Raw genomic sequence first — 16,187 nt, 5'->3', positions numbered from 1 at the left:
GCGTTATGAATCGCACAATATTCAAGTCCAAGATCCACCGCGCCACGGTCACGCACGCGGACCTCCACTATGTCGGGTCGGTCACCGTGGACCTCGATCTGCTGGAAGCGGCCGACATCCTTCCCGGTGAACTGGTGTCCATTGTTGACGTCACCAATGGCGCCCGGCTGGAAACCTACACGATTGCCGGCGAGCGCGGTTCCGGCGTCATCGGGATCAACGGTGCTGCCGCGCACCTCATGCACGAGAACGACATCATCATTCTGATCACCTACGCCCAGATGACCACGGATGAGGCCAAGGCCTACAGCCCCAAAGTGGTCCATGTGGACAGGGACAACAAAATTGTCCAGATCGGCAACGACCCGGCGGAGGGCCACACCCCCGGGATCATGCGCCCGCCGTTCGCGCTGAACAACGCCACGCTCAACTGACGGCCTCGGACCGCGGGCGTTCCCGCAGCGCACGCAACGCGGGGTCAGACCGCGCCCATCCCGGGCCCCGGCATGGGCGCGGTCTGACCCCGCGTTGCTGGGGGCGCCGGTAGGCTGGGACCGGTCCAAGCTGCTCCGGCCGAGACCAGGGGCAACAGCACGAAGTGGGGAAGAATTGAACAGCGTCACAACTCGCCGCACGGCGGAACCCAGTACCGCCAGATGCGGCGCCGTCGACTGGATCGCCGCCGGGCTGGCCGGGCTGCTGCTGGTCTCCGCCACCGCCTGCGCCGGCCCCGGGACGGCCCCGGCCGCAGCGCCGGTGCCCGTCGCGAGCTCCACCACCTCCGCCGGGAGCCCCGCGCCCACCGCAGAAGGCGGCACGCCGGGTGGCCCGGGCGAGGGCGCCCCGTCCCAGCAACCGGCCGCCTCCAGCGAGGCCCTGGACGTGCTGGCCACGATCCCGGTCAAGGGCCGGGCCCCGAAGACGGGTTACTCGCGCGATCAGTTCGGCCAGGCCTGGGCCGACATCGACCGCAACGGCTGTGACACCCGCAATGACATGCTCCGCCGGGATCTGACGGACCTCGCCCTCAAACCCGACACCCAGGACTGCGTTGTCCTCTCCGGCATCCTGAACGACCCCTACACGGCAACCCTGATCAATTTCCTCCGCGGCACCAACACCAGCCCCGCCGTGCAGATCGACCATGTGGTGGCGCTCAGCGATGCCTGGCAAAAGGGCGCCCAGCAGCTCACCGAGGCCCAGCGGCTCTCCTTCGCCAACGATCCGCTGAACCTGCTCGCGGTGGACGGCCCCACCAACCAGCAGAAGAGCGACGGCGACGCCGCCACCTGGCTGCCGCCGAACAAGTCCTACCGCTGCGACTACGTGACCCGCCAGATCTCGGTCAAGTCCAGCTACGGGCTGTGGGTCACCCGGGCGGAACATGACGCGATGGCACGGGTCCTGGCTGATTGCCGGGACGCCACCATCCCCGCCGGCCAGGAAACACCGGCACCGGCCGAACCCCGGCCGGTTCCCCCGGCCGCCGCCCCACCCGCTCCAGCCCCCGGCGTCGCACCCGCCCCACCCGCCTCGACGGCCGTGTACTACGCGAACTGCGCCGCCGCCCGTGCCGCCGGGGCCGCGCCACTGCGGGCGGGCCAGCCGGGCTACCGCGAGCAGATGGACGGCGACCGCGACGGCGTCGCCTGCGAATAGCGGGACGTCGGATTCGACTCCAGCGGAGCCCTTAGTTCGTCGGCAGCGCGTCCAGCAGCCGCGCGCAGCGGATGAAGCCCAGGTGTGAGTATGCCTGCGGGTGGTTCCCCAGGTGCGTTTCGGTGCCCGGATCGTACTCCTCCGGCAGCAGCCCGGTAGGCCCGAACAGGTTGACCAGCTGGTCGAACAGGTCCCACGCCTCCTCGATCCGCCCCACCGCAACGTAGGCCTCGATCAGCCACGTGGTGCAGATGTGGAAGCCGCCCTCCAGGCCCGGCAGGCCGTCGTCGTACCGGTAGCGGAACACGGTGGGTCCCACGCGCAGTTCCCGTTCCACCGCCGTGACGGTGTCCAGGAATCGCTGGTCGGAGACGTCCAGGAGTCCGGAGAGCCCGACGTGCAGCACCGCGGCGTCCAGGTCCGGACTGTCGTAGGCCACGGTGAAGGACGCGGCACTCTCGTCCCAGCCCTCGCGCAGGACCTCCTCCCGGATGACCGCCGCCGTCGGCTCCCACGCCGGAAACGGCGTCCGGCCGTGCCGGGCGGCAGTGCGCAGCGCCCGGTCCAGCGCCACCCAGCACATCACCTTGGTGTAGATATGGTGCCGGGGCGCGCGCCGGGCTTCCCAGATCCCGTGGTCCGCCTCGTGCCAGCGGGCCAGAACGGCCGAAGCCATCTGGACCATCAGCTCCCAGTGCGCATCGTCCAGCACCCCCTGCCGGGCGCTCAGGGCGTCGATCAGCTCGGCGATCGGCCCGAACACGTCCAGCTGCACCTGGTGGTCCGCGGCGTTGCCGATCCGGACCGGCCGGGAGCCCGCGTATCCGGGGAGGCTCTCGATGATGGCTTCGGTGGACAGCGGCGCCCCGGTGACGGAATACAGCGGGTGCAGCCACTCCGGGCCTGGGGCCTGGGCCAGAATCCGCCCCAGCCAGGCCAGGAACCCTTCCGCCTCCGACGTCGAGCCGAGGTCCACCAGCGCGTTGACCGCCATGGAGCCGTCGCGCAGCCAGCAGTACCTGTAGTCCCAGTTCCGGGTGCCGCCGATGCCTTCCGGCAGCGACGTGGTCGGCGCCGCCAGCACGGCGCCGGTGGGCTCGTGGACCAGCGCGCGGAGCACCAGGGCGGACCGGCGGACCAGGGAGGGTTTCACGGCCGGCAGCTGCAGCGCCTGCACCCAGCGCCGGGAATGATGCGCGACGGCGGCGCGGCGCGCGTTTTCCTCCGGCGGTTCCGCGCGCCGGGGTTCCGTGTCGCCGCAGCGCAGGTTCAGCACCACGGGGCCGTGGCGCAGCTCGACGTCGGCCGTCGCGGTGGCGTGGCGCCCGTCGGAGGTGAGGGTGAATCGGACGCCGGGGGCGAGCATCATGATCGGGTCCGCGGTCCCCACGACGTGCAGATCCTCGCCGCGGGCCTCCATGATGAAGGGCGCGTTCGCGTAGTCCGGGCGGGGCGCAAAGACAATCCGCGCCGTTCCCGTGCCGGAAAGCACCCGCACCAGGCTGGTCACCCCTTCCGGCGCCGGTTCCAGGTAGTCAGTGACGGTGACGTCGGCCCAGCGGGTTTCCACGATCATGGTGCTGTCCACATAGCGCTGGCCCAGGACCTGCGATGCCTTCACCGGTTCCACCGAAAAGTGGCCGGCCGCGTCGCCGCCGAGGAGATGCGCAAAAAGGGATCCCGAGTGCGGCAGCGGATGGCTCATCCAGCAGATCTTGGCGTCCGGGGTGATGAGCGCGGTGGAGGAGCCGTTGCCGATCAGCGAGTGCCGCTCCAGGCCGACGGCGTCCTCCCCGAACAGCCAGGCCCGCCGCAGTTCAAAGAGGATGGCCAGCACCCGGGCGAAGGACCCGGGGTCCCGCAGCCGGTGCGCGGCCAGGGTGGGCCCCTCCCCCACCCGCAGGGCCATGTCCGGCCCGCGCAGGGTCGCCATCGCCAGCTCATCGCTGGCGGCGTCCCCCGCATAGAGGGCGGCGCTGACGCCCAGCACGGAACGCAGATGCTCCAGGGCGGTTGCCTTGGCCGGCTCCACCACGGACAGGTCCAGGACCGAGCCGTCCACGATGAAGGACAGCCCGTGCGCCCGGGCGATATCCTCCGCCTGCCCGGTGGCCAGCGCGACGACGTCGGGGGCGGCCGGGCGGGTGTGCACGGCCACGGCGACGGGCTTTCGATCGATGGTGATGCCGCGGTAGGCGCCCACCGTTTCGGCGAGTGCCTGGCTGGCCTGCTGCAGCACGGATTCGGTCGCCAGGGACAGCCCGTGGGCGTAGCCCATGTCGAACTCGGCGCCGTGCGAGCCGACCAGGTGCACCTCGGCCGGGAGCCGTGAGACGGCGGCCAGATCGCGCAGGGAGCGCCCCGAGATGACGGCCGCGTGGGTGTTCGGGAGGGCAGCCAGCGCCCGGAGGGCAATCGAGGCGCTGCCCAGCGGCAGGGTCTCGGTGGAGGTGCCTTCCGCGGCGCACAGGGTCCCGCCGTAGTTGCAGGCCACGAGGAGCCCGGGGGTGCGGGCCAGGATCTTGAGTTCGGCCAGCAGTTGCGGCGTCAGCCCGTCGTCGGCGGCGTTGGTCTGCACAAAGGCGCGGAGCAGGCCCAGCGGCAGGGATTTCGTCAGGAGGGCAGAGTGTGCCAGGGACTGGTTGAGTGGAGTGGGCATGGGCGGAGTCCTTCGAGTAGTCCCCAATGCCTGCGTGAGACCGTCCGTGAAGGACGTACTTCCAGTATCCGCCCGGCCGGTTTCCCGCGGGTGTCCCGGCGGTTGCAGCTGTGTAACATCCGCAACGGCCGTGGCCCCCCGGAGCCTAGACCCTGACCAGACCGGCCACGTCGGCCAGCAGCTGCACCGAGCGCAGCCGAGCGCCGGTGCCGGTGCTCTGGTGCGCGACGATGAGCTCGTCGGCGTCGGCGTGGGCGGTGAACCCGTCCAGGTATTCCAGCACGGCGTCCGGGGTGCCCACAGCGGAATACTTCATCATCTGGGCCACATGCTGGCCCTGCGGCGAGTCCAGGATCATGTCCGCCTCGTCGTCGCTGAACTCGCGGCCGTTGCCGAAGAACAGGGAGACGCGGGCGCGTTTGGTGGCGTGGAACATCTGCTGCGCCTCGGCCGCGGAATCCGCCGCGATCACGTTGACGCCGGCGATCACATGCGGGGTGTCCAGCTGCGCGGACGGCTGGAAGTCGCGGCGGTAGATCGCGACGGCGTCCTGCAGTGCGTTGGGCGCAAAGTGCGAGGCGAAGGCGTAGGGCAGTCCCAGCTGCGCGGCGAGCTTGGCGCCGAACAGTGAGGATCCCAGGATGTACAGCGGCACATTGGTGCCCTTGCCCGGGGTGGCTTCCACGCCCTGGATGCGGGTGGGACCGGTCAGGTAGCCCTGGAGTTCCAGCACGTCCTGCGGGAAGCTGTCCGAGGACATCGGGTCGCGGCGCAGGGCCCGCAGCGTGTTCTGGTCGCTTCCGGGCGCGCGGCCCAGGCCCAGGTCGATCCGTCCCGGGTGCAGGGTTTCAAGGGTGCCGAACTGCTCGGCGATGGTCAGCGGCGAGTGGTTGGGCAGCATCACCCCTCCGGCGCCGAGCCGGATGCTCCCGGTCTGCGCGGCGACGTGGGCGATCAGCACGCTGGTGGCCGAGGAGGCGATGGCGGACATGTTGTGGTGCTCGGCGTACCAGACCCGCCGGTACCCCAGCTTCTCGGCAAGCTGCGCCATCGCGACACTCCCCGCGAGGCTCTCTGCCGCCGTCTGGCCCTTGCCGATGGTTGCCAGGTCAAGGATGGAAAGCGGAACAGTCACGGAAAAGCCGGCCTTTCGTAGCGGGAAGTCTCAGGTGCCGCGCCGGGTCCCGGCATGTGCACACTGTCAACAACGACGCCGGGCCCCGGGTTATTTCTGCCTCAACTGTGGCGCTCCCCATGTAGCAGCCGGCAGGGGTGAGCGCCGGCAACGAGCAGTGGGACTTGGCACCCGTCAGCGAACGCGCGCCCGCCAGCCAGCTGGGCAAGCCCGCGGCCGGGCTGCCGGCCGCGACGGTGCCGGCAATCTGGCTCCCCTGGTAGCCGGGACCGCGACATTGGCTGCCTTATCCGGCTGCCAGCTGTTTTCGGTTTCCCCGTCCAGCCACCACAGGTAGTTCTCCGGATTGTCGACCCCGCGGATGGTGGCGTCGTCGTAGGCCTTCGCGTGGCCGTACATGTGGGAGCAGGCCCGGAAGTCGTCCGCCCCGCTGCCGCAGACACAGTACGGGCTGGGCACGTCAGCGCCGCCGTAGTGGTTGGAATCGGGCCACCATGAACCCTGCCGGCCGGGGGTTGGCCGTATTGGCGTACAGTGCCACCCGGGGCTGGGCGGTGAGTGCCGGGGACGGGCCGTTGTTCACCCCAACGATGGCGAACGCCGGGCCCTTCCCCGTTACCGGGAAACCCGCCGAGTGGGCAGGCGGTTGGAATACCCGGCAGGCTGAGGGAGTTACCGCCCCTATGAGCCATGACAACTCACAGCATCCGGAAATGTCGGCCCCGATCGGCCTCAAGGACCAAGGAACCGTCCACCGCCTGGGATTTTGGCGCCACCACGTCGCAGGTTGCCCCGGCCTGGCTGCTGCGCCGCACCCCCGTCATGATGCCGATCCCCGGCACCGGCTCGATCCAGCACGCTAAACCCCCTACTAACCACCGCCGGCCATGTGGCCGGCAGAACAGGAGCCTGACATGGCTAGCATTCTGATGGTCGTATCCGCCGCCGATTCCCTCACCATGCGTGACGGCAGCGAACACCCCACCGGCTACTGGGCCGAGGAACTGGTGGTGTCGCTCCAGACCCTCCGCAACGCCGGACACACTGTCCACATCGCCACGCCCGGCGGTGCGAAGCCCACGGTCGACGAGGTGAGCCTGGCCGCCGAATCCGCCGGCGGCCAGGACCGCGCCGACGGCTTCCGCACGTACCTCGCCGGGATCGACGCCGAGCTGTCCGCGCCGCTCGCGCTGGCCGACGTCGACCCCGCCGGCTACGACGCGGTCGTCCTGCCCGGTGGCCACGGCCCCATGAGCGACCTCTACCAGGACACCGACCTCGGCAGGATCCTGACCGCGGCCAACACGGCCGGCAAGATCATCGCCCCGTTCTGCCACGGCCCGGCCGGCCTGCTGAGTGCCACGGACGACGCCGGGACGTTCGCCTTCGCGGGACGCCGCCTCACGGTCTTCACCAACGAGGAGGAACTGGGCGGCGGCACCGGCCCCAACACGCCGTGGTTCGTGGAGGACGAGCTGAAGGACAAGGGCGCGGTCATCGAGAACTCCGCCGCGTGGACCTCCCATGTGGTCCGCGACGGCAACCTGATCAGCGGCCAGAACCCGCAGTCCAGCGAGGACGTGGCGAAGGAAGTCCTCAAGGCCCTCGCCGAATAGCACCCTGCAAACACCACCCGCCGAAGCCGGGTCCGGGCTGCCGGACCCGGCTAAGCTGTCCGCATGGCCATCAAATCCACCGCAGACAAAGTCGCCACCATCCAGAAGGGGTACACCCTCGAGGGACCCACGATTGAGCTCGGTGCCGCGGTCATCGACGGCGAAGTCCACAAGGATGCCCCCGTCCGGCTGCCGCTGTCCATGATGAACCGCCACGGGCTGGTGGCCGGGGCAACCGGCACGGGCAAGACCGTCACGCTGCACATGATGGCCGAGCAGCTCTCCGCCGCCGGGGTCCCGGTGTTCCTGGCGGATATCAAGGGCGATCTGTCCGGGCTGGCCACGGCCGCCACGGGCAGCGAAAAACTGATGGCACGCACGGCAGCGATCGGCCAGCCCTGGACCGGCAGGACGTTCCCGGTGGAGTTCCTGGCCCTGGGCGGCGACGGCAACGGCATCCCGGTCCGCGCCACCGTCACGTCCTTCGGCCCGATCCTGCTCTCCCGCATCATGGAGCTCAACGACACGCAGGAATCGAGCCTGCAGCTGGTTTTCCACTTCGCGGACAAGAACAACCTCGAACTGATCGACCTGAAGGACCTGCGCGCCGTCATCGCGTTCCTCACCTCCGCGGAGGGCAAGGACGAGCTCCAGGAACTCGGCGGCCTGTCAAAGTCGACGGCCGGCGTGATTCTCCGTGAACTCATCACGCTCGAGGCGCAGGGCATGGAAAAGTTCTTCGGCGAACCCGAGTTCGACACCGCCGAACTGATGCGTACCGCCCCGGACGGACGCGGCGTCATCACCTGCCTCGAACTGCCCACCCTGCAGACCAAGCCGATGCTGTTCTCCACCTTCCTGATGTGGCTGCTGGCCGACCTGTTCGACGACCTGCCCGAGGCCGGGGACCTGGACAAGCCGAAGCTGGTGTTCTTCCTGGACGAGGCCCACCTGCTCTTCAACGGCGCCTCGAAGGCGTTCCTGGACGCCATCACCACCACCGTGCGGCTGATCCGGTCCAAGGGCGTCGGCATCTTCTTCGTCACCCAGACCCCCAAGGATGTCCCCGCGGACGTCCTCGGGCAGCTCGCCAACCGGATACAGCACGCCCTCCGCGCCTATACCCCGGAGGATGCCAAGGCGCTCAAAGCCACCGTCTCCACGTTCCCGATGAGCGATTATGACCTCGAGGAAACCCTCACCTCAGCCGGGATCGGCGAGGCCGTCATCACCGTCATGAACGAGAAAGGCGCCCCGACGCCGGTGGCACTCACCCGCCTGCGCGCGCCGGAATCCGTCATGGGCCCCAGCGCCGACGCCCTGATCTCCAGCACGGTGGCCGGCTCGGCGTTGCTGCCCAGGTACGGCACCGCCGTGGACAACGTTTCCGCCTACGAGAAGATCTCCGGGAAGGCCACGGCGGACGCCGGCGCGGCGGCCCCTGCTCCGGCCCCCGGCGGCACCTCCGACATCGACGCCGAGGCTCGCCGGATCGAGGAGGAGATCCTGGGCCGCCCCAGCAGCCGGCCCGCTCCCGCGGCCGGCCGCCAGGAGCCCCGCCAGGAAAACCGGCAGGAACACCGGCAGTCACCGGAGCAGTCGCAACGGCGGCCGGCGGACGACGGCGGCATGGCCGGAGACCTTGCCGGGGCCTTGGGCGGCGCCCTCGGCGGCGGACTCAAGAGCATGGCCCGCTCGCTCGGGACCCAGCTCGGCCGCGAACTGCTGCGCGGCGTCTTCGGCACCGCCCCCAAACGCCGCCGCTAGGCGCATCTGGTCACATGGAGCCCACGTGACCAGAGGATTCCTGTGGGGTGCAGGTAACGTAAGGTGAGTGCAAATGAGTCAGGCGTTGGTCAGGATCGCAGCCGCATGGCTGCTGGTCCTGATGCTTGCCGTGGCCGGAGGCATCGTCGCGATCAACGTCGTGAACAACTCCCTTGCGAGCCCGCAGCAGCCTGTCCGTGAATATCTCGACGCCCTGCGGCAGGGCGAAGGCGAGAAAGCCCTCGGCCTGCTGCGCGCTTCCGTTCCCCAAAGCAGCGCAGCGATGCTGGACGGCACGGCGCTGCAGACCGCCACCGCACGGATCAGCGGCATCAAGTACGGCGAGGCCGAGGACCGCGGCAACAACCAGGTGATGGTGCCGGTCGACTACACGATTGACGGCAGCGAACTGCGGACCGAGTTCCTGCTGGAGAGGTCCGGCACGGAGTGGTTGTTCTTCCACAAATGGTCGATTGTTCCCGCTGCCCTTCCGGTCCTGGACGTCACGGTGGTCAACGCCAGCGAGGCCACCCTCAACGGGGTCCCGGTGAACATGCCCAACGGCCGCAGCTCCTTTGCCGTCTTCTACCCCGGAGAGTACGAGGCCTCCCTCGCCGGCGAGTACTTCGCCGCTGCGCCCACCAAGGCCACGGTGCCCGGCGGGGACGCCCCCGTGGCACCGCTGAACCTGATGACGGAAGCCACCGACGGGCTGAAAGACGCGGTGGGCAGCAAGGTGAACGAGTTCCTTGACACCTGCGCCGACACCGCCGACAAGCAGCAGCAGCTCCAGCCGGACTGCCCCTTCTATCACACCACCAACAACCGGGTCATTGACGGCACCATCGACTGGAGCATCACCGAGTACCCCACCATCAGCATCGAACCCTTCGGCGGACGCTGGGTGGTGGCGCCCCTGAACGGCAAAGCGCGGATCGAGGCCCAGCAGGTGGATCTGTTCACCGGGGCCGTGACGTATGTCAACAACGTCCACGATTTCAGCTTCACCACGCGCCTGGACATCGGCGCCGACACCGTCAAAGTCACCCCGCTCCTGAGCTATTAGCCCACCGGGCCAGCGGCACCGGCCCGGCGTCACGCCGTCACCCCGGGCAGTCTTTTGGCCCGGCTGGCCGCACCGCACCCCGTCATTCCGCGAAATCCGTTGTTCCACGCTGCCAAGAACCTGACTGCCGTGACGCCTGCACCGGCCCGGCCGGCCGGCCGAGGACCGCCAGGACCTCGGCCAGCATCAGCGCGGGGCGGTGCACAACGTCGTCGTAGTAGTACCGGAGCACGGAGTAGCCGTGAACCACGGACACGTTGTTGCGCCGCTGGTCTCTCTTGATCTGGGCCCACTCACCGTGATGGCGTCCGTCCAGCTCGACAATCAGTCTGCCCTCCAGCAGAAGATCCACATATCCGACGCCGTCAATGTAGACCTGCGCTTCCACCCTGATGCCGGCCTGGCGGAAATACGTCCTGGCGAGGGTCTCCAGGAGGGATTCGGCTCCGCGGTCCACCCAGTCAAGGACCTGGCGGGCGCGGCCATTGCGTTTCCCGGGGAGTCGGTCCCGCAGGAACCCGAGCGTCATATCGCCCCGGCCGACGGCGCAGTCCACCATGACCAGGGCTTCGAGCAGCGGCAGGCACCTCAGCGCGTGGATCAGCACGTCGCCGAGGGCAGCAACCGGCTGGTAGGGGTGCGGCTCGAGGAGCAGCCCGTGGTGCCCGACCTGCCGCTCGAAGGCTTCACCGCGTCTGTGATGTACGTGGACCGGACCGGCGGAGTTCACAGCCCAGAGCCGGTAGAAGGGCGCCGCGCTGCTGCATGTGAGGAGCTGCCTGTGCCGCAGCAGCGCCACATGGTCCGTGGCCGCCGTCGGGAGCGCATAGAGTCCCCGGACCGGCTGCAGGACGCCGGCTCTGACCGCGCGCCGCAGTGCGGCGTCGTCGATTCCCAAGCGGGCCAGTGCAGGCCGCCGGGCCGCTCCCCCGCAGATGGCCAAGGCCCTCAAGACATCCATGCGGCCATCGTTTCCTCCCCCATGCGGCGCCGGGAGCCCGTTGATCCGCCATGTGGACATCTTCACGTCACCAGGCGCAGTGTTTTGCGGCCGCTGAGGCCTCGAAACCCTGTGATTCCGGGGATCCGGGGGTCGGCTAAAGCCAAAAAGCTGCTGTCCGTGACGACGGGGTCACGGACAGCAGCCAGAAACGGGGCTCAGCTCAATTTCGGCAGGAGTCAGTCCATTCCGCGCAGGTCCAGCACCAGCACGGTGTCGCCGTCGGGCTGCAACAGCACCGGGATGCCCCAGTCCTGCTGGTACAGGTGGCAGGCGGCGTGGTCCGGGATCTCGCCGTCCGCATCCTCCGGACCGTCGCAGGCAGCGGCGCGGGCGGTGATGTGCAGCACGCCCTCCGGCACGTCGGCGGCAAGTTCCAGGGTGCGGATCAGCCCCACCGACGTTCCGCCGCCGGCCAGCAGCAGTCCCGGCGGGGTGGAGGAGATCTTCAGCTGGGTCGGGTCGCCCCAGCGGTCGTCCAGCTTCTGGCCCGTCGGGGCGGTGAAGCGGACCGCAAGCTCCAGCAGCCCGGGAGCCACGGGGCTCTTCGGCCGGTGGGTCTGGACCGCGCCCTCATCCACCTGCTGCGCTTCCTTGGGGATCGGCACGTGGACGAGCTGGTGCTGGTTCGCCTCGACCACCACCAGCAGCGGCTCGGCGCCGCCGACCTGTGTGTGGTCCACAATCACGTCGGAGGGCTCGGACAGCCCGCGCGCCAGGGTGGAGACCGTGCCCGAGGCGGGATCGTAGCGGCGGACGGCACCGTTGTAGGTGTCTGCGATCGCCACCGAGCCGTCCGGCAGCACGGTGACGCCGAGCGGGTGCTGCAGCCGGGCTTCGGAGGCCTTCCCGTCGCGGAAACCGAAGTCGAACAGGCCCTTGCCGACGGCGGACTCAACGGTGATTGCACCGCCATCGCCGATCACGAGCTTGCGCAGCGCCGAAGTTTCCGAGTCCGCCACCCAGATGTTGCCGTCGGCGTCCTCGGCGAGGCCGGAGGACTGGGCGAACCAGGCTTCCTCGGCCGGGCCGTCGAGCAGCCCCTCGAGGCCGTTGCCGGCGATGATGGACACCGCGCCCGTGCGCGGGTCGAAGCTGAAGATCTGGTGCACACCGGCCATGGCGACGACGACGGCATGGAGTTTGGTGGACCAGACCACGTCCCAGGGCGAACTGAGGGATACCTGCAGCGGATCCGGTTCCAGCCGGGCACCATATGCGGCACCTTCCTCGTCCACCCGGGCCGGTCCCGTCTCGAGGAGCCGCTGCACGCCGTTGCCGGCCAGTGTGCTGACGGTTCCGTCGGCGAGGGAGAGTCCGCGCAGTCGGTGGTTCACGGAGTCGGCAATTACGACGTCGTAGCCGGTCTCGGCGGCGACGTCCTCCGGGAGCAGGACCAGGCCCTGGGGTTCGTTGAAGCGGGCTGTGGCGGCATTGCCGTCGGCATGTCCCTTGCCGCCCGAGCCGTAGGTGGCCAGCACGGTCTTGAAGTCGGTGGAGAGTTCCACGAGGCGGTGGTGCCCGGTGTCGGTGACCAGCCAGGAACCCGCCTCTGATGCGGTTCCGACGCCGCGGCCGTCGGGGAGGAACAGGGCTTTGCCAGGGAACCGCAGGGTGCCCGACGTCGGCTCCGGCGCCACGTACGGCCCGTTGCCCCGGTGCAGTGTGCCTTTGGCCTCGTGCTCGGCGATCAGCTCGGGAATGAGCACGGCGAGGCCATCGGCGTGGCCCTCACCGGAGAGGTGCGCCACGATGTACCCCTCGGGGTCGATGACCACCAGCGTGGGCCAGGCCCGTGCTGTGTAGGCCTTCCAGGTGTCCAGCTCAGGATCGTCCAGGACCGGGTGGTGGATCTCGTAGCGTTCGACGGCGGCGGCCAGCGCCACCGGATCGGCCTCGTGCTCGAACTTGGGAGAGTGCACACCGACCGTCACAAGGACGTCGGAGTACTGCTGCTCAAGCGGGCGGAGTTCGTCCAGCACGTGCAGGCAATTGATGCAGCAGAAGGTCCAGAAATCGAGCAGCACGATCTTGCCGCGCAGGGATTGCAGGTCCAGGGACTTGCCGCCGGTGTTGAGCCAGTTGCGGCCCACCAGCTCGGAGGCCCGGACCCGGAGGTGGGTGCGTACGGTTGCGGTCATGAGCGTCCTTCCAGCTTTGAGTTGCGTTCGGCCAGCCGGACATCGCGCTCGGCCAGCTTGGCAAACATATCGTTGTAAGCCGTGAGGTCGGCGTCGTTATTCCTGTCCGCCGCCCGGTCGGTGCGCTTGGACTCGCGCGCATCGGCACGGGACCACTGGACGGCAACCCCGATCGCCACCAGGAGCGTGGGCACTTCGCCGATGCCCCAGGCCACGGCACCGCCCATCTGCTGGTCCAGCAGGGCTGACGGTCCCCAGGTGCGGCCGAGGTTGCCGAAGTAGTCTGCGGCCAGCAGCCCGGTGCCGCCCATGACCGCGACGCCAAAGAACGCGTGGAAGCCCATGGTGGCCAGCAGGAGCAGCAGCCGCATGGGGTACGGCGCGCGCCGGGGCAACGGGTCGGTGCCGATCATGGTGAGCACGAAGATGTAGCCGGTGAGTGCGAAGTGCAGGTTCATGAGCTCGTGGCCGATGTGGTCCCGCATCGCGTACCCGAACGCTTCCGAGTAGTAGAACAGCACGATCGAGCCGGCGAAGTTGGCGGCTGCGAACAGCGGATGCGTCACCAGCTGGGAGAACCTCGAGTGGATAACGATCAGCAGCCACTCGCGCGGCCCGCGGGAGCTGTCGCGGCGCGCCGTGAGCGCACGCAGGGCCAGCGTCACGGGGGCGCCAAGGACCAGGAAGATGGGGGCCACCATGGTCAGTGCCATGTGGTCCACCATGTGCGCCGAGAACAGTACCCGGCCGTAGACCGCCGGAGGACCGGAGGTCACATACGTCAGGACTCCGAGCCCGATCACCCAGTTGACGGCCCGGAACCAGGACCAGGAGTCCCCGCGCCGGAGCACCTTGCGCAGGCCGAGGATGTAAGTCACAAGGCCAAAGACCGCGACGGCGACCCAGAGCCAGTCCGGGCGCCATTCAGTCAGCCAGCGTTCCGGGGTCAGTTCCGGCGGCAGTTCGTAGCCGGTGATGATGAAGGCCGGGGAGGCGTTCGGCGCCAGCGCCTCTTCCTGCGGCGGCGCCGAGCGGCCGAGCGCGACGGCGATGCCCGACGTCGCCCCCATGATCAGCAGCTCCGCCACAACGAGCTGCCAGAGCACGCGGCGGACGGACAGTCCACCGCCTTGGCTGCCCAGCTGGGGGATGACCCAGCTCCGGTGCATCAGGCCGATGCCACCAAGGACGAGGGTCGCCGCCGCTTTGAGAAGGATCAGCTGCCCGTAGGCCGAGCCGAAGAGGTCGTTCCAGGACGTGAGGCGGATGCTGGAATTGATGACCCCGGAGGCGAAGACGAGGACGAAGGCGAAGCCGGCCAGGGCGGAGAATCGCCGGAACGTCGGCTCGGTGATATCGGGTCGGCTGCCGGACTTCGAGCCGGATCCGGCGCCGCCCAGCACGCCGGAGAGCAGGGCAAGGGTGATGATGCCGCCGACCCAGGCCGATACGCCGACCAGATGCAGGCCGAGCGAGTTGATGGCACCTTCGTGGTCAGCGGCGCTGGCGGAGTGCCCGGTCAGCGCTGACGGGACGAGTCCGATGAGGGACAGCATGAGGGTTGCCGCCAGGGCGCCCTGGGAACGGACGCCAAAGAGTGCCGTGGTGACCACGGCGGCGACAATTACAATGGCCAGCCACGCGCGGCCGGTCTCGATGTCAGTCATGAAATAGATCAGGGAACGGGTGAACTCCGAGTCCCCGGAGATTCCCTGGCCGGCGATGTCCGAGTAACTCAGCACCAGCACGGCAATCGCTGAGAGCGTCCAGACGGCCCCGGCGGCGGCGGCGATCGCGAGCGTGCGGGTGAAGGCCGGATGTTCCGGAACGTCCCTGTCTTTGGACCTCGAGCCGGCAAGGGAGCGGGGCAGGATTGCGACGGCGAAGAGCAGGCTGCCGATTACTGTGGCCAGCGCAGTGTTATGCACGGCTTTGCTGACCGGCAGGCCCCAGCGCGCCAGGGCGCCCGGGTCAGAGACTGCACCGGCGGCTGCGGCGCCGGTGAACACCAGCGCGGCAACGAGCGCGAGGAAGAGCGCGGCAAGGCCGGCAAACAGCCAGTGCCGGGAGATCAGGTCGGAACCCGCAAGGGCGGCCCGCGCTCCCCCTGTCGGATCGGGAGCGGCGGTGGTGGCTCGGGGATTTGCTGCGGAAGGCACAGTTCCATTGTCCGCTACGCCCCGCCTGCCCGCCGAATCGAGCGCTGCCAGCCAACTGCCCTGGCGCTGCAGCATGCCCTGGTAGTTAACGGGAAAGGAGCGGCAACCCGGGGGGCGCCGCTCCTTTCAAGCGTTCACAGAAGATTACTTCTTCGTGGAGACCGCGGCCTTCAGCTTCGAGCCGGCGGTCAGCTTGACGCTGTGGCCTGCGGCGATCTGAATGGTCTCGCCGGTCTGCGGGTTGCGGCCGGTACGAGCTGCACGGTCGGTGCGCTCAACGGCGAGCCAGCCCGGGATGGTGATCTTTTCGCCCGCGGCGACAGAGGTCTCGAAGACCTCGAACAGTGCATCCAGCACGGAGTTGACGGCTGCCTGGCTGGTGCCGGCCTTGCCTGCTACTTCTGCAACAAGTTCACTACGGTTCTTAGCCATTTATGTCCTCCTGGACGGTCGTGATTCCTGGAGCCTGCACACGGCATGCGCACAAGCCACTGTTCGAAAACTTACCAGCTTGCCGCCGCCCGAGGCGGCAAATTCCCCGTGTTTTCGGCCTTTTTTGACGAAAAACACGGGAATCAACGCCATTCGAGGCATTATTTCGCCATCAGCGGACGCCCCCTCAGCCGCGGCGGCGTCCGCCCCGATGCTCCTCAGATCCTGCGTGATCCGGGTCAGCGCTCCCGGGCAGCGGCGGAGGCGGACGACGTCGGCCTCCCGCCGCTGCAGGGCCCTCACACGGCCCCACGGGAGCCGCTGAGTTCCTGCCACGCCGGGCTCCGGATGTTGGGGACCTGGAGGGTGCACCAGGCGCTGAGGGCCGGCCGGATCGTACGCCGGCTGCGGGAGGTGGGGCGGTGGGAATGTCCTCCACCTTGATTCCTTGTTAAATGCGGGAGAGCCCCAACCGTGTGGTTGGGGCTCTCGACCGTTTAATGATGTTCCGGCGGTGACCTACTCTCCCACACCCTCCCGGGTGCAGTACCAT

12 protein-coding genes and 1 pseudogene are annotated in these 16,187 nt (G+C 68.8%); 7 read left to right on the top strand and 6 right to left on the bottom strand.

The window, feature by feature from the left end:
* The first annotated feature begins 5 nt into the window (after positions 1–5).
* Together panD and ACZYX4_RS13540 are read left to right on the top strand one after the other, a co-directional pair.
* Positions 6–434 (top strand): aspartate 1-decarboxylase, encoded by a 429-nt coding sequence (panD, locus tag ACZYX4_RS13545; protein ID WP_463876703.1) that lies wholly within the window; start codon positions 6–8, stop codon positions 432–434.
* Positions 435–609: 175 nt separating this feature from the next.
* A complete protein-coding gene (locus tag ACZYX4_RS13540; protein WP_463876701.1) occupies positions 610–1,659 on the top strand; it encodes a GmrSD restriction endonuclease domain-containing protein in 1,050 nt (349 codons plus the stop codon).
* Between the two features lie 31 nt (positions 1,660–1,690).
* Here the strand turns inward: ACZYX4_RS13540 and ACZYX4_RS13535 are convergent, their stop codons facing one another.
* On the bottom strand, positions 1,691–4,318 hold the full coding sequence (locus ACZYX4_RS13535; protein ID WP_463876699.1) for a trehalase-like domain-containing protein: 2,628 nt from the start codon (positions 4,316–4,318) through the stop codon (positions 1,691–1,693).
* A 145-nt stretch (positions 4,319–4,463) separates the two neighbouring features.
* Positions 4,464–5,453, bottom strand: a complete 990-nt coding sequence (locus ACZYX4_RS13530) for an LLM class flavin-dependent oxidoreductase (RefSeq protein WP_463876697.1) — start codon at positions 5,451–5,453, stop codon at positions 4,464–4,466.
* Positions 5,454–5,590: 137 nt separating this feature from the next.
* On the opposite strand from ACZYX4_RS13530, the gene ACZYX4_RS13525 reads away from it, so the two are divergent.
* The 5 genes and pseudogenes from ACZYX4_RS13525 (at position 5,591) to ACZYX4_RS13505 (ending at position 9,902) form a co-directional block, all read left to right on the top strand.
* A complete protein-coding gene (locus ACZYX4_RS13525) occupies positions 5,591–5,716 on the top strand; it encodes a hypothetical protein (protein ID WP_463876695.1) in 126 nt (41 codons plus the stop codon).
* A gap of 505 nt (positions 5,717–6,221) precedes the next feature.
* A pseudogene (locus ACZYX4_RS13520) lies at positions 6,222–6,311 on the top strand (oxidoreductase); the annotation flags it as partial.
* Between the two features lie 56 nt (positions 6,312–6,367).
* On the top strand, positions 6,368–7,069 hold the full coding sequence (locus ACZYX4_RS13515; protein ID WP_463876693.1) for a type 1 glutamine amidotransferase domain-containing protein: 702 nt from the start codon (positions 6,368–6,370) through the stop codon (positions 7,067–7,069).
* Positions 7,070–7,132: 63 nt separating this feature from the next.
* Positions 7,133–8,836 (top strand): helicase HerA-like domain-containing protein, encoded by a 1,704-nt coding sequence (locus ACZYX4_RS13510; protein ID WP_463876691.1) that lies wholly within the window; start codon positions 7,133–7,135, stop codon positions 8,834–8,836.
* 73 nt (positions 8,837–8,909) lie between these two features.
* On the top strand, positions 8,910–9,902 hold the full coding sequence (locus ACZYX4_RS13505; RefSeq protein WP_463876689.1) for a hypothetical protein: 993 nt from the start codon (positions 8,910–8,912) through the stop codon (positions 9,900–9,902).
* Positions 9,903–9,984: 82 nt separating this feature from the next.
* Here ACZYX4_RS13505 and ACZYX4_RS13500 read toward each other — a convergent pair whose 3' ends face one another.
* The 4 genes from ACZYX4_RS13500 to ACZYX4_RS13485 form a co-directional block, all read right to left on the bottom strand.
* Positions 9,985–10,863: a DUF559 domain-containing protein gene (locus ACZYX4_RS13500; RefSeq protein WP_463876687.1), complete on the bottom strand. Its 879-nt coding sequence runs from the start codon at positions 10,861–10,863 to the stop codon at positions 9,985–9,987.
* Between the two features lie 218 nt (positions 10,864–11,081).
* Entirely contained in the window at positions 11,082–13,043 is a 1,962-nt protein-coding gene (locus tag ACZYX4_RS13495) for an NHL domain-containing thioredoxin family protein (protein ID WP_463876685.1), read from the bottom strand.
* Positions 13,040–15,202, bottom strand: a complete 2,163-nt coding sequence (locus ACZYX4_RS13490) for a bifunctional copper resistance protein CopD/cytochrome c oxidase assembly protein (RefSeq protein WP_463876683.1) — start codon at positions 15,200–15,202, stop codon at positions 13,040–13,042. Before ACZYX4_RS13490 ends, ACZYX4_RS13495 begins: the two co-directional genes overlap by 4 nt.
* Positions 15,203–15,346: 144 nt before the next feature.
* Positions 15,347–15,634, bottom strand: a complete 288-nt coding sequence (locus ACZYX4_RS13485) for an HU family DNA-binding protein (protein WP_123256536.1) — start codon at positions 15,632–15,634, stop codon at positions 15,347–15,349.
* Positions 15,635–16,187: the final 553 nt, after the last annotated feature.

The sequence above is a fragment of the Pseudarthrobacter leeuwenhoeki genome, assembly GCF_055412885.1.
Note: the sequence above shows the minus strand (reverse complement) of the source record. Positions and strands in the feature narration are given on the sequence as shown.